Source organism: Aliarcobacter vitoriensis, from assembly GCF_003316695.1.
Classification (GTDB): Bacteria; Campylobacterota; Campylobacteria; order Campylobacterales; family Arcobacteraceae; genus Aliarcobacter; species Aliarcobacter vitoriensis.
In genome coordinates, this window is the sequence record NZ_PDKB01000006.1 from 63507 (window position 1) to 78536 (window position 15030).

Here is a 15030-nt window from a genome sequence, read left to right on the forward strand (position 1 = left end):
ACCTACCCCTTAAAAGAAATATATTTTTATATATTAGATAAAAGAGATAAATGCCATAGCAGTTGCATCACCTTTTCTAATTCTAGTTTTAATTATAGAAGTATATCCACCATTTCTACCTACGTATTTTGGTGCAATTTCATTAATTAATTTTTTTGTAGCTTCTTTTGATTGTAACTCTGCAAATACATATCTGTGTGTATTTAAATCTGCATTTCTTGCAGTAGTTACTAATTTTTCAATATATCTTTTTAATTCTTTTGCTTTTGGAACAGTTGTTTCGATTTTCTCTCTTTCAATAATAGCAATTGCTAAATTCTTTAACAATGCTTTTCTATGAGCAGAAGTTCTATTTAACTTTCTATATCCGTGCTTATGTCTCATATTAAACCCTTATTTTATGCTTTTAGTTGCTCTAATTTTCTTCTTAAAGAAGATGCAACATTCTCTGGAAGTGTATTTTCTACTGGATATCCTAATGATTCAAGCTTATCAGCTATTTCATTATAAGATTTTGTACCAAGATTTTTAATATTTCTTACTTCAACTTCACTCATAAGTACTAACTCACCTAAGTATTTAAGTCCATTTCTATCTAAAGCATTAAAGCTTCTAGCAGTCAAATTAAGTTCGTCAATTCTCAAAACTAAATCTTTTAATTCAACTGTATCTTCACTAGAATCACTCATAGATATATCTGATAAATCAAAAACTTTATTAAATACTGACATTTGTGAATACATAACAGAAACTGCTTCTCTAAATGCAACAATTGGAGAAATCTGCCCATTTGTTATAATATTAAATACAGCTTTTTCAAAGTTAGGATTATCTTCAACTAACATCTTTTCAATATTGTAAACTACTTTCTTAACTGGTGTAAAGAATGCATCAATTGGAATATAATCTGGTCCAACAATATCTCTAATATCTTCAGATGGCATATATCCAATACCTTTTTGGATAATAACTGTAAATGTTAAATTACAATCACTATTTATAGTTGCTAAATGTTCATCTGTTGAAACAATATCAACCTCAGAATTTACTAAATCTTCACCTTTAATATCTCTAGGTCCATTAAATGAGTACTCAACTGTAACTTGATTTTTATCACTATTTATTTTAAATCTCATATTTTTAAGATTTATAACAAACATTGCAACATCTTCAAGCATTCCTCTTAAAGAATCAAACTCATGAGTAACACCTTCAATTTTCACAGCAATTGGTGCATAACCAACTGAAGAGCTTAAAAGTAGTCTTCTCAACGGATGAGCTAAAGTGATAGCAAATCCATCTTCAAATGGATAAGCTATTATCTTAGCTTCATTAGCACTAATAGCCTCAATTTCAACTTCAGTTGGTAAAAACGGAGTTTCTGCAAACTTTTTCATTGGCTACCTTTTTTATTTTTTATTTAGAATATAACTCTACTATTAATCTCTCTTCAACAGGAATAACAATCTCTTCTCTTGAAGGTATTCTTGTGAAAATCCCAAATACTTTATCTTTATCTACATTAACCCAATCAACCATTCCTGTTTGATTTGTTAATTCTAATGCTCTAACTACTTGAGGATTAGATTTTGATTTTTCTTTAATTTCAATTTTTTGTCCAGCTTTAACTAGGTAAGAAGGAATATCAACTTTTTTACCATCAACTAAAACATGTCCATGAGTTGTAATTTGTCTAGCAAATGCTCTTGTTGTAGCAAACCCCATTCTATATACAACATTATCTAATCTTTGTTCAATTAATGAAATAAGAATAGCCCCTGTGTTTCCTTCTCTTCTAACTGCTTCTTTGAAGTAGTTACTAAATTGTTTTTCAGAAACACCATACATAAATTTAACTTTTTGTTTCTCTCTTAATTGTAATCCATACTCAGAAACTTTAGCTCTTCTTTGTCCGTGTTGTCCTGGAGCAAATGGTCTTTTTTCTAAAGCACTTTTACCTGAAAGTCTTCTCTCACCTTTTAAACCAAGATCTGCTTCAAGTCTTCTTTCGATTTTTTCTACTGGTCCTCTATATCTTGCCATTATTTACTCCTTACACTCTTCTTCTTTTAGGAGGTCTACAACCATTATGTGGTAATGGTGTAACATCTTTTAACCAAGTAACTCTAATTCCATTGATTGACCCAACTGATTTAACAGCAGTATCTCTTCCAGAACCTGGTCCTTGAATTTTAATTCCTACATTTTTAATTCCATGCTCCATAGCTTTGTTTAAAGCATCTTCAACTGCAGCTTGTGCAGCAAATGGAGTTGATTTTTTAGAACCTTTAAATCCTAAGTTTCCAGCACTTGACCATGCAATTGCATTTCCAGCATTATCTGTAACTGTAACCATTGTGTTATTAAAACTAGCAGCTATATGAACTATTCCATCAGCAATGTTTTTTCTTACAATTTTTTTTCTAGTAACTTTTCTTTTTGCCATCTATAATTCCTTATTTAGTTGCTGCACCAACAGTTTTCTTTTTACCTTTTCTTGTTCTAGCATTAGTTTTAGTCTTTTGCCCTCTACAAGGTAAACCTTTTCTATGTCTTAATCCTCTGTATGAACCTAAGTCCATTAAAGATTTAATATCCATAGCAACTTTTTTTCTTAAATCCCCTTCTACTAGGTAGTTTTCTTGGATCTCTTTTCTAATTAAAGCTGCTTCATCTTCTGTTAATTCAAATGCTCTTTTATTAAAATCAATTCCAGTAGCATTTAAAATAAGTCTTGAATTATGTAATCCAATTCCAAAGATGTATGTTAAAGCATACTCCATTCTTTTTTTGTTTGGTAAATCAACACCCGCGATTCTTGCCATGTGTCTTATCCTTGTCTTTGTTTATGTTTTTTGTTTTCGCAGATAACTCTTACGATACCTCTTCTTTTGATAACTTTACATTTATCACACATTGTTTTCACTGAAGCTCTTACTTTCATAAGCTGTATCCTTCTTTATTTGTGTTTAAATTTCCACTATTCAACAGGAAAAGTTCTTAAAAAACTTTTCCAACTCTCTATAAAATAGTTAGTATATTTTATAAAAACTTCTTCAATGGTTGAAAAAATGGAATTGGATTATATTTAATTATTACTTAAAGCTCGTTGAATATTAAAATCTTCTTTAATTTAAATTATAGTAACATTCTCCATATATAAAATAAGGATATAAATGTCAGTAATATTTAAAAATGAATTTATAAATATACAAATTGAAGATAGCGAAATTCCTTGGCTTAAGATATTTACAAATGAACAAATAAAAGAGTTTTCACAGTGTAATAAACAAACAAAAGAAGAGATATGGAAATATCTCGATATTATAGAAAAAATTATGATTAAACACTTTAACCCAGATAAAATAAATATTGCATCATTTGGAAATTATGTACCTCATGTACATTTTCATATTATGGCAAGATTTAAAGAAGATTCTTTTTTCCCTGAACCAATGTGGGGTAAAAAGCAAAGAGAGTCAAAATTAAATTTACCATCTTTTGAAAAGTTTTATGAAGAGTTAAAAAATAATTTTTAACTCTTATCCATCTTGATTAATTTTTGATATTAACTCTTCTAAAATCTGTTCTGATTTATCATTATATATTTGACATGCTCCAGCTTTTTTGTGTCCACCGCCACCATATTTAAGCATTAATTCACCAATATTTGTATTTGATGTTTTATTTATAATAGATTTTCCTGTACTAAAAACTGTTTTTTCTTTGTCCTTAGCCCAAAATATATGAATAGAAATATTTTGTTCAGGAAAAAGTGTATATACCATAAATCTATTCCCAGGATATATAATTTCTTCATATCTATAATCAATAATTAAAAGATTGCCAAAAACTTTAGTACACTTTTTAAGTTGCTCTTTAAACTGCTCTTCATATTGAAAATATAAATCAACTCTTTCTTTTACATCAGGTAATTCTAAAATTTCATCAATATTATGTCTCGAACAATAATCAATTAAATCCATCATTAACTGATAGTTTGATATCCTAAAATTTCTAAATCTTCCTAAACCTGTTCTACTATCCATTAAAAAACTAAGTAATGCCCAAGCTCTAGGTTCAACTATATCTTCATAAGTAAAATCTGCACTATCAGCCTTATTTGCTCCTAACATCATACCAGTAAAATATCCTGGAAATATCTCATCTCCATCATAATAGTCATAAACAACTTGTGCAGCACTTGCTGCATTTGGGTCTATGATATGATTATCTTTTTTCTCATTTCTTAATGTTTCACTAAAATGGTGATCAAAAGCCAAATAAACACCTTCAACATAAGGAAGATTTGTTGTTATATCATTTGAAGTTATCTCAATTTTACCATCTTGCATATCTTTAGGGTGAACAAATGTAATTTCATCAATAATGTCAAGATATTTTAATAATGTCCCACAAACAAGTCCATCCATATCGCTTCTAGTAACTAATCTATACTTTTTATCATTCATATAATTTTCCTAAAATTATCTATTTATGTACTCTACTATTTTATCACCCATTGCACTGCAATTTAAAACTTCTTTTGCATCATATGACGCTAAATCTTTTGTTCTATATCCATCTTTTAGTACAATTTTTATTGTATCTTCTATCAAATTTGCAGCTTTTTCTTCATTTAGAGAATATCTTAGCATCATTGAAGCACTTAAAATTGTGGCTAATGGATTTGCAATTCCAAGCCCTGCAATATCTGGTGCTGAACCATGAATTGGCTCATAAATAGCTGTTTTATCTCCTGTAGAAGCTGAAGGTAATAATCCAATAGAACCAACGACCATTGAAGCTGTATCACTTAAAATATCTCCAAAAATATTTCCTGTAACTATTACATCAAATTGTTTTGGATTTCGTACAAGTTGCATTGCAGCATTATCTACATACATATGAGAAACTTCAACTTCTGGATAGTTTTTAGCAACTTCATTTACAGTATCTCTCCAAAGTTGTGAAACTTCTAAAACATTTGCTTTATCAACAGAACAAACTCTTTTATCTCTTTTCATCGCTAATTCAAAGGCTGTTTTTGAAATTCTTTCAATTTCAGGTTTTGTATAAACCATAGTATTATATGCTTTAAAACCATCATTTTCTCTAGGTTTTCCAAAATAAATTCCACCAATTAACTCACGAACAACCATGATATCACAACCTTGAATCACTTCAGGTTTAAGTGTTGAAGCATTTACAAGTTCATCATAAACAATTGCTGGTCTTAAATTTGCATATACACCCATCTCTTCTCTAAATTTTAGAAGTCCTGTTTCAGGTCTTAATTCTCTTGGAAGTGTATCCCATTTTTCTCCACCAATTGCTCCAAATAAACAAGCATCACTTGCTAATACTCCATCTATTGTCTCTTGAGGAAGAGGAACTCCTGTTGTATCAATAGCAATACCACCCATTAAATACTCTTTATAACTTAAAGTAAATCCACATTTTTTAGAAGCTGAGTTTAATACTTTAATTGCTTCATCAACAATTTCAGGACCAATTCCATCACCTTTGATTATAGAAATATTATAATTTTTCATCTATTTTGCCTTTTTCATTTCTTCTTTTGCATAATTTATTAATCCACCAGTTGCAATTAATTCTTGCATAAAAGGAGGAATTGGAATAAATTTATATACTTTTTTAGTTGTATTATTTGTAATTTCACCTTTATCTAAATTTATAGATATTTCTTCACCCTCTTTTATCTCTAAAGATTCAGGTAATTCAAAAATAGGTAATCCCATATTAAAAGCATTTCTATAAAAAATTCTAGCAAATGATGGAGCTACAACAGCAGCTATCCCAGCAGCTTTTAAAGCTATTGGAGCGTGTTCTCTACTTGAACCACATCCAAAATTTTCTCCAGCAACTATAATATCGCCTTTTTTTAATTTTTTTGGAAAATCTGGATCAGCATCTTCCATAACATATTTTGCTAAATGTTCTGGATCTGAACTATTCAAATAACGAGCCGCTATGATAACGTCAGTATCAATATTTGCTCCAAAATTCCAAACTTTACCTGTAATTTTACTCATACTTTGTCCTTATATTATTAAACACTAAATTCATTGAAGTAAAAATTTTATCCAATATTTTAGTAAACTTTGTTTAAATAAGTAATCCTTAATACGATATTCAAATTATTTGGGTATAATGTTTGACTATTTCATAATATAAAGAAGGATTTTCTAAAACTATGAGTGCAAAAGATATAAACAAAATTATTGAGCAATTAATTAAAGAGTATAAAGATTCAGTATTAACTTACGAAAAAATCATTAAAATCTTTCCAAAAGCACCAACAGGTGCAACGATAAAGAAGATTTTAGCATTAATTCAGTTATACAACGTAACAGTTATTAGTTCTCAAGAACAAGCTAAACTTCTAAATGATGAGGAAGCTAAAAAAAGAAGAGAACAAAGAGAAAAACTAATTGAAAATGAAGATGATGAGTTTGACTTATTAAAAAATAAAGAGCTAATGGAATGGTCAAGATCAGATTCTCCTGTAAGAATGTATTTAAGAGAAATGGGACAAATCCCACTTTTAACAAAAGATGAAGAGGTTGAAATATCTAAAAAAATTGAAACTGGAGAGGATATTATCCTTGATGCTATATGCTATGTTCCATATTTGATTGATTTTATTTTAGAATACAAAGAACCATTAGTTAATAGAGAAAGAAAAGTAAAAGAGTTATTTAAAAACTTTGATGATGACAATGAAGAAGAGGAAGAAGAAGATTTAGAAACTGATGAGTATGAAGATGATGAATACTCAGAAGATGATGATAAAAAAACTTCTGGAACAAAACAAAGAAAGTTAGATAAAAGAGCTCAAACTATTATAGAAGCTTTTAAAGAACTTGAAAAAGCTAAAAAAGAGTGGTTAAAATTTCAAGCAAAAGAAACAGCGAAATCTGATGATGAAGCAGATATGATGACTTTCAATCTTGCAACTTCTTTTAAAAAGAAGTTATTAAAAGAAGCTTTATTAGATTTAGGACCAACTTCAAAACTTATAACTGAAATTGTAAAAGCTATGGAAACATCGTTAAAATCTGAATCAGGTTTTGATAGTGAATTAAAAAGATTAGAGTATAAATTACCACTTTTTAATGAAAATTTACAAAAAAATCACCAAAAAATATTAGAAAATATTGTAAATTTATCAAAAGCACAAATTACTGCAATGGTTCCAGAAGCTACAATGGTTTCAACTTATATGGAAATCAAAAAATTATTCCAAACAGCTGAAGCTTCTAAAGGAGGATTTGATTTAACTCCTGAAGAATTAAAAGCAGTTTTAGAACAAATAAAAAGAGGAAAAAGAATAACTGACACTTCTAAAACAAGAATGGCTCAATCAAACTTAAGACTTGTTGTATCTATTGCAAAAAGATACACAAATAGAGGTTTAGCTTTCTTAGATTTAATTCAAGAAGGAAATATCGGACTTATGAAAGCTGTTGATAAGTTTGAGTATAAAAAAGGTTATAAATTCTCAACTTATGCAACTTGGTGGATAAGACAAGCAATAAGTAGAGCAATAGCTGATCAAGCAAGAACTATTAGAATACCTATTCATATGATTGAAACAATCAATAGAATCAATAAAATAATAAGAAAAGGTGTTCAAGAAACTGGTAAAGAGCCAGATGTTGAAGAAATTGCAAAAGAAGTTGGATTACCTGTTGATAAAGTAAAACAAGTAATTAAAATAACAAAAGAACCAGTTTCTCTTGAAGCTCCTATTGGAAGTGATGATGATGGTAAGTTTGGAGATTTTGTACCAGATGAAAAAGCTCCAACTCCAATGGACAATATTATGAAAGAGGATTTACAAGGTCAAATTGACCAAATTCTTGGACAATTAAATGAAAGAGAACAAGCTGTTATCAGAATGAGATTTGGTCTTATGGAAGATGCAAGTGATAGAACACTTGAAGAAATTGGAAAAGAACTTTCAGTTACAAGAGAAAGAGTTAGACAAATTGAATCAAGTGCTATTAAAAAATTAAAACACCCAAAAGTAGGTAAAAATCTTAAAAATTATGTAGAGAGTTAATCTCTACATAATCGTTCTAAAAGACCCATCCAGTTTGAAACAATATCTTACTATTTTGATGAGAAGTTTTTTCACTTGAAATTGGGTCAGAGTTTAAGGTCCATGCCACTTGTACTTTTGCAAAAAAATCTTTATAGTTTGCATAGTATCCAAACCCTACATCTTGAAGTGTTCTTCTTTGAAATGTAATATCTTGATTTTTCTCTTGATATACATTTCCCATATCATAAAATGTTCCTATTTTATGATTATATAAAGATATACTAGGAAGTTTTGAAAATAGCTCTACATTTATCATATATCCATTTTCAGCACTTTGTTCATTAGAAGGATAGACTTTTACTCCATAAGCTCCACCCAAACTTAAATCTTCACTTCCATCTAGGTTTTTATTTCCTAGTACTTTTTGAGCTATTAGATTTGTATTTAGTGAAAATATTTCAGAAAAAGCTATCTCATTTGAGATATAAGTATCTACTTTATTATAGTTTCCACTATTTAGATTATTATATTTTGAGCTCAAATCTCCTGTTGTAAAATTTAGATTTGCAAATATTCTTGATGGGAACTCTCCAATACTATAATATTTTTCAAAATCAAGCGAAACCACAAAAGAATCTATAGTTTTATCTTCATATTTACTACCAGTTATATAATCTTTAAACTCTTTATGATAATACTTTCCTTTTAACCAAAATGATTGATTTGTACTTCTTTGTAATGGATAGCTTAATCCCGCCTCATATATATTTGCATTACCTTTTGCATCTAAATCTTTATACTCTTTAACTAAATTATAGTTTGTTCTAGTATATGCAACATCTGCTTTTAAACCATAAGAATTTAAAGGTAGTTCATAAGCAAATCTTCCATTTTTCAAATCAGCACCATTTGAAACAAGTCCTGAAACTGACAGTTTATCTCCCAAAGTTGCAATACTATTTATATTTACTAAAGATTGAGTTCTATACAAACCTGTATATCTACTTCCAAAGTTATCAGCAACTACATAACCATCTACTCTTGGAGTTGCAGTAGTTTCAATATTAAAGTTACTTGTTCCTACATCAGCTCCTGGGCTAATTTCTGCTTTAGATACTTTAACACCTGCTCTATCATTTATAAGTAACATAGCTTTTTGGATTACATTTGTATCAATAACAGAAGAGGATTTTGTGTTATCAAAAATATCTTGAACTACACTATTTCTAACTAAAGAGTTATTAGTTATTTTAAACTCACCATAGTTTCCCTCTAAAATAGAGATATTTAAAATATTTCTATTTTGTTCAAGGTTTTGAGCAGGTAGATATGCACGTGCAACAAAGTAACCTTTATCTTGATATAGTTTAGAGATAATAGAAGACAAAGTTTGAATTTGAGTAAAAGTCAAATCTTTGTTTTCAAACTCTTTAATAGAGTTTAAAATATCATCTGTAGATATTTTTGTATTACCCTCTATCTTAAATCCTTTTATAAGAATAGTTTTACTATCTCCCATATCTTTTAAGCTATCTTGTTGTACCCCCTCTATTTTTACAATATCTTTTTGTTTTATTGGAATATCTTTTGGTGCTTGTATCTCTCTTTCTATACTTGAGCTATTTGGTATTGGACTTGCTCCTAAAAGTAAGCTAGAGCTTAACACTGAAAGAGTTATTATTTGATTTAGTTTTATCATCTTTTTTCCTACTTATTTATCATATTTTGGAAGTTTCTAGCTTCTTCTTCTTTTGTTGGGGCATTTATCCCACCATTTACAATCTCTACACCAAATTTATTATTGAAGCTTAAAGCTTGAGTATTTAAGTTTGTATTTAATCTTTGATTATCTATTTGTGTTGTTTGTGCAATCTGATGAAAAATACTATCTACTACATCTTGTATATTTGGAGTTTCAGGTTTTGGAGTTTCAGTTTTAGCCTCAACTATTAATTTACCCTTTTTAAAATCTATCTCATAATTTGGGTTATCCAAACTACCTTTTTCTATATCATAACTCCCTACTTCACTATTTTGTGTAGCATTTGTACTTAAAGTTCCATTTAAAGTATCATTTTCTATTAATCCATTTGCTACATAAGTTAAGTTTGGATTATTTTCACCTTGTTTTTTATTTTTATTATCAGCAGTTACAGAAATATCTTTTTTTATAATATTCAATGTTCCTTGTGCTACATTAATATTATAATTATCAGATGTTCCACTAATATTTGTTTTAGTAGTTCCAACATTTTTACTAGAGCTTATTGTAGTTATTCCACTTAGATTTAAATCAGCTTCTGTATCACTTCCTAAAAGCTTATTTTCTCCAAATGTATATCCATTTACACTTTGAGTTTGACCGTTATAAACTAAACTATTTGAGTTTGCGATAATATCTAGGTTGGCTTTATTTATAGTCAAAGTTCCTTTTGTACCAACTCCTGCAACTATGAATTCATCAAGTGATACAACACCTATATTAGAATATGTTCCTGCATTTTTATATGCTGTTATATCATTATTATCAACATCTACAAATTTGAAATTTACTCCAGCTGTACCAAAGATAGCTTGTGAAGTGTAGATAGAACTTAAATTTTGAAGTAAACCATTGTAAGTAGTTGATTGATTTCCTAAATTTGCAGTAAAAGTTTTTGGAGCAATAGCCCAAACATATTTATTATTTACGCTATCATATTTTAATATTGGAGTTGAAGAAATTACACTACTATCTGCAACTATATCCCAACTAGCATCTTTAAAGATTTTTCCATAAGACATCTCCTCTGTTGTAAGTCCTGTAACTCCAGTTTCTATACCAGCTCCTACACCATTTCCACTAAACTTTGTTTTATCATAAAAAGAGTTTGTGATTGTTCCATCATTAGATCCAACCAATCCACCTAAAGAAGAAGTACCACCTACACTTACACTAGCATATGAGTTTGTAATTTTTCCATCCTTATTATTATGTCCAACCAAGCCACCCTTCTCAGAACCATTACCACCTACAGTTGCACTTGCATATGAGTTTAAAATTATTCCAGAGTTAGCTCCAGCTAAACCTCCGATCCATATACCATTTCCAGTTATTACTCCAGTAACATATGAATTTGTAATATCAGTATAATAATTAACCCCAACTAGTCCTCCTGTAAAACTTCCTCCTGTAATATTTACATTTAAAAGTCCAATATTTTGAATATTTGAACCTGATTGAGTATGACCAAATAATCCAGCTTCATTTAGATTATTTTGTCTATTTATATATAAATCTGAAATAGTATTTCCTAAACCATTAAATTTGAATAAAGCTCTATTATCATTATTACCTATTGGGTTCCATCCTTCTCCAGTTCCTATATATCCAGCTGTTGATCTATCTATATTATTTAAGAGATTAAAATAGTAGCCTCTAGTTACAATATTTGAGTTATTAATATTTTGTAGTTGTGTCCAGTTTGTAATTGTATATGGGTTTAATGCTGTTCCAAAACCACCATTAAATAGTATAGATTTAGATTTATATTCATCTTTTGTAACACCTAGTAAATAAGGAAGAAGAACTACTTCATATCCACTTACACTGGCTCCACCTCCAGTTGTTCCCCAGCCACTAATATTTGAAAATGAAGATAAAATTTCTGCTTTTGTTTTTCCATGATAAGTTTTATCTCGCATATCAGCTTGATTTGTTTCTTTATCATAATATGAGTTTGTAATGATTCCACCATTATTCCATCCAATCAATCCTCCTGCGAAAGAACTTTCACTAACTACTATTCCACTTGCATATGAGTTTGAAATTGTTCCATTATTTTGTCCAACCAAACCACCTACATTAGAACCATCTCCACTGCCACCCACTGAACCAAGAGCATATGAGTTTGAAATTTTTCCAAAAGCAAAATTACCCCCAACCAATCCACCTACAATATTATTTCCACTTACAGTTCCACTTGCATATGAGTTTTCAATTGTTCCAGAAGGAAAATTACCCCCAACCAATCCACCTACAATATTATTTCCCCTAATATTCAGATTTTCTAATCCAATATTTTTTATAGTTGCACTATTATTTATATATCCAAACAACCCAATATAATCTTGAGTTGGTCTATTTATATATAAATCTGAAATAGTATGTCCTAAACCATCAAATGTTCCTGTAAAAACATTTGTAGCATCTCCAATCGGATTCCAACCTTCTCCATTTCCAATATATCCAGTTGTTAATCTATCTATATTATTTAAGAGATTAAAGTAGTAACTTCTAATTACATTATTTGAGTGATTAATATTTCGCAACTGTATCCAGTTTGTAATTGTATATGGATTTGCTTCTGTTCCATGGCCATCTTCAAACCAAGTGTTTGAAAGTTTTGTAACATTTTTTAAAAATGGTAATTCTGCAGTTCCACTTGCACCATTTCCTCTACCCTTTGAAAAATCAGTTTCCCATTCACTACTTGCACTTTTTAAAGCAGTTGCAATTTCTATTTTTGTTTTTCCGTAAGCACTATCATTCATAGAAGCTGTATTTGTTGCATTATCATAATATGAGTTTGTAATCGTTCCACCAATATTCTCTCCAACTAATCCTCCTACAAAAGAACTACTACTTACAATTCCACTTGCATATGAGTTTTCAATTATTCTTCTATTAACTCCAACTAATCCGCCTATATAAGAATTAGTACCAATACTCACTGAACCAAGAGCGTATGAGTTTGCAATTGTACTAACATTATCTCCAACCAATCCACCTACATAACTATCTCCACTTACAGTTCCACTTGCATATGAGTTTTCAACTGTTCCATCATTAAGTCCAACCAATCCTCCTACATTACTTTGTCCAGTAATATTTATATTCTCTAATCCAATATTTTTTATAGTTGCACTATTATTTGTAAATCCAAATAGTCCAACAAAATCTTGAGTTGGTCTATTTATATATAAATTAGAAATAGTAAAACCTTTACCATCAAATGTTCCTGCAAATCTATTTGCACTATTTCCTATTGGATTAAATCCTGCTGTTCCCCATTTTGCTGTATCTGTTTTTGTAGCACTTGCATCTATATCTCTTCCTAGTTCATATTTTCCATTTAGTGCTGTTTCTATCAATTGCATTTGATTTATATTATTTACAATTACTTTTCCATTTGTACCAAATACTACTTTACCTGTTGTATTAGCTGCATTAAAATATACTCCACCGTTTGTAGAGTTTGTATTATTTATTGTTGCATTTACATTTATATTATCTGCTATTAATTTTAGTTGTTTATCTGTACTCCAAGTGATATTTTGATTTACAGTTATATTATTATCAGCTTGTAGTTCTAGATTTGTTCCAGCTAAAGCATTTTGTATAGCAGTTGCACTTACACTTCCACTATTAAAATCACTTCCACCGTTTGCTTCAATTGTCATATTAACTGGGTCAAGTAGCCATTTATTTGCAGTGATTTTAAAACTATCTTTTACAGATAAGTTTTCTCCACTTGTTTCCACAAATGAGTTTTTAGCTTTTATTTCCCCATCTATATTTGCTGTTCCACCGTGAGCAAAAAGTATTACTTCATTTGTTTTACCTGTAATATCATCTAAACTATTTGCTTCTATAATTCCTGTATTATTTACTACACCTTTAAGCAGTTCATTTTTTGCATTTGTTGTAAGATATACATTTCCACCATTTGCAACTATTAAATTATTGTTTTCAACAAGTGAGTTTAAAGCACCTTTTGTTACTTTTAGTGAGATATTTTGATTTTCATTTAAAGTTATAGAGAACTCATCTGCTCCTGTTAGATGAACAGTTCCTTTATGTACTTTTATATCACCATTGTTTATTACACTATTTGCAACAAATACTGCATAGGCTTTATCGTTTAGGTTTATATCACCTTGATTTTCAATACTCTCTTTTGAGTTACCTTTAAAAGAGTAGTTACCTTTTTGAAAGTCATCATCTGATAGCTCTTTAGTTGTTACAAGAAGTCCAGAAGTATTTACTTTAGCATTTTTACCAAAGAGTGTACCATTTGAGTTTAAAATCCAAACTTGTCCATTTGCGTTTAATGCTCCATCTATAATAGATTTTTCATTTCCTATTACTCTGTTTAGAGTTATTGAGTTTTGATTTGGTTGATTAAAGTTTACTGTTTCATTTTTAGAGATACTAAAATCTTGCCAATTTATAGAGGCTTTTTGGCTACTTTGGTTTATATTTGTAGTATTTCCATTTTGGTTTATTGTTGCATTTCCGCTTACTACTGTTCCACTACTTGGAGCTGAGTATAGATTTGAAGCAACAACAAGGGAAATCAATCCACCTTTTAGTATTCTAAATCGGTTTTTATATTCATGATTTTGATACATCTTTATCTCCTTTATTTTTTAATTTACATTTCTTAATTATAGATAAAGAGTGTGATGAAGTGTGATGTTTTTTACTTTTTTAAAATAAATTTTGAAATTTATAGTTAGATTTGATTAAAGTAGCTATAAAATGGAGATAGTAGAAATAAAGAAATTTTGAGAATTTTAAATAGAGTTAAAAAATAACATAAAATACTTCACTTTTTTACTATTTTATAAAATTTAGCATTTGCAATATTTTGGAGAAACTTTGGTTCAATCTCATGTAAGGCAATAATATTTACAAAATTACTATCCATATACCAACCTTTACCAGTATCTTTAATTTTTTCTATTTCAAATAGTTCTATTAGCTCATCTTTTGAAACAATAATTTCTTCCAAACTAACTCCTAAATATATAATTAGATCTTAATCCAACTATCTTCATCATCTATTTCAAACTCTTCTTCTATTTCACATATAATAAAATTGCAAATCCCCTTATTTGCAATTTCAATGTTTTGATAGTTATGATTTATATAATTATTTAACATGTAATATCCTATAAATTGTTTCCTAGAAATT

The 15030-nt window shown here is 29.1% G+C and carries 15 protein-coding genes; 2 read left to right on the top strand and 13 right to left on the bottom strand.

Annotated elements, in window-relative coordinates; translation table 11 throughout:
* Positions 1-33: 33 nt before the first annotated feature.
* Genes rplQ through rpmJ form a run of 6 tightly spaced genes read right to left on the bottom strand, consistent with a single transcriptional unit; the run spans position 34 to position 2944 of the window.
* Positions 34-384: a 50S ribosomal protein L17 gene (rplQ, locus tag CRU91_RS04570; RefSeq protein ID WP_113893872.1), complete on the bottom strand. Its 351-nt coding sequence runs from the start codon at positions 382-384 to the stop codon at positions 34-36.
* A gap of 14 nt (positions 385-398) precedes the next feature.
* On the bottom strand, positions 399-1397 hold the full coding sequence (locus CRU91_RS04575; RefSeq protein ID WP_113893873.1) for a DNA-directed RNA polymerase subunit alpha: 999 nt from the start codon (positions 1395-1397) through the stop codon (positions 399-401).
* A gap of 19 nt (positions 1398-1416) precedes the next feature.
* Positions 1417-2043 (bottom strand): 30S ribosomal protein S4, encoded by a 627-nt coding sequence (gene rpsD / locus CRU91_RS04580; RefSeq protein WP_113893874.1) that lies wholly within the window; start codon positions 2041-2043, stop codon positions 1417-1419.
* 10 nt (positions 2044-2053) lie between these two features.
* Complete coding sequence (gene rpsK / locus CRU91_RS04585) at positions 2054-2446, bottom strand: 30S ribosomal protein S11 (protein ID WP_113893875.1); 393 nt, start codon at positions 2444-2446, stop codon at positions 2054-2056.
* A gap of 10 nt (positions 2447-2456) precedes the next feature.
* Positions 2457-2825, bottom strand: a complete 369-nt coding sequence (gene rpsM, locus CRU91_RS04590; RefSeq protein ID WP_026804485.1) for a 30S ribosomal protein S13 — start codon at positions 2823-2825, stop codon at positions 2457-2459.
* A 5-nt stretch (positions 2826-2830) separates the two neighbouring features.
* Positions 2831-2944 (bottom strand): 50S ribosomal protein L36, encoded by a 114-nt coding sequence (gene rpmJ / locus CRU91_RS04595; protein ID WP_113893876.1) that lies wholly within the window; start codon positions 2942-2944, stop codon positions 2831-2833.
* A gap of 232 nt (positions 2945-3176) precedes the next feature.
* Here rpmJ and CRU91_RS04600 point away from each other — a divergent pair, with 232 nt between their 5' ends.
* A complete protein-coding gene (locus tag CRU91_RS04600; RefSeq protein WP_113893877.1) occupies positions 3177-3539 on the top strand; it encodes an HIT family protein in 363 nt (120 codons plus the stop codon).
* A gap of 3 nt (positions 3540-3542) precedes the next feature.
* On the opposite strand, the gene CRU91_RS04605 is transcribed toward CRU91_RS04600, so the two are convergent.
* From CRU91_RS04605 to CRU91_RS04615, 3 genes are read right to left on the bottom strand one after another with little or no spacing between them, the layout of a single operon-like run.
* Complete coding sequence (locus tag CRU91_RS04605) at positions 3543-4472, bottom strand: exopolyphosphatase (protein WP_113893878.1); 930 nt, start codon at positions 4470-4472, stop codon at positions 3543-3545.
* A gap of 15 nt (positions 4473-4487) precedes the next feature.
* Positions 4488-5555, bottom strand: a complete 1068-nt coding sequence (leuB, locus tag CRU91_RS04610; protein ID WP_113893879.1) for a 3-isopropylmalate dehydrogenase — start codon at positions 5553-5555, stop codon at positions 4488-4490.
* Positions 5556-6056 (bottom strand): 3-isopropylmalate dehydratase small subunit, encoded by a 501-nt coding sequence (locus tag CRU91_RS04615; protein ID WP_113893880.1) that lies wholly within the window; start codon positions 6054-6056, stop codon positions 5556-5558.
* A 161-nt stretch (positions 6057-6217) separates the two neighbouring features.
* Between CRU91_RS04615 and rpoD the strand changes: the two genes are divergently transcribed.
* Positions 6218-8089 (top strand): RNA polymerase sigma factor RpoD, encoded by a 1872-nt coding sequence (gene rpoD / locus CRU91_RS04620; RefSeq protein WP_113893881.1) that lies wholly within the window; start codon positions 6218-6220, stop codon positions 8087-8089.
* Positions 8090-8105: 16 nt separating this feature from the next.
* Here the strand turns inward: rpoD and CRU91_RS04625 are convergent, their stop codons facing one another.
* The 4 genes from CRU91_RS04625 to CRU91_RS12460 form a co-directional block, all read right to left on the bottom strand.
* Positions 8106-9770 (bottom strand): ShlB/FhaC/HecB family hemolysin secretion/activation protein, encoded by a 1665-nt coding sequence (locus tag CRU91_RS04625; protein WP_113893882.1) that lies wholly within the window; start codon positions 9768-9770, stop codon positions 8106-8108.
* A gap of 8 nt (positions 9771-9778) precedes the next feature.
* On the bottom strand, positions 9779-14464 hold the full coding sequence (locus tag CRU91_RS04630) for a GLUG motif-containing protein (RefSeq protein ID WP_113893883.1): 4686 nt from the start codon (positions 14462-14464) through the stop codon (positions 9779-9781).
* 197 nt (positions 14465-14661) lie between these two features.
* Positions 14662-14847 (bottom strand): hypothetical protein, encoded by a 186-nt coding sequence (locus CRU91_RS04635; RefSeq protein WP_026804493.1) that lies wholly within the window; start codon positions 14845-14847, stop codon positions 14662-14664.
* Between the two features lie 20 nt (positions 14848-14867).
* The gene (locus CRU91_RS12460) at positions 14868-14999 is read right to left on the bottom strand and encodes a hypothetical protein (protein ID WP_257118756.1); all 132 of its coding nucleotides are present in this window, start codon (positions 14997-14999) and stop codon (positions 14868-14870) included.
* Positions 15000-15030: the final 31 nt, after the last annotated feature.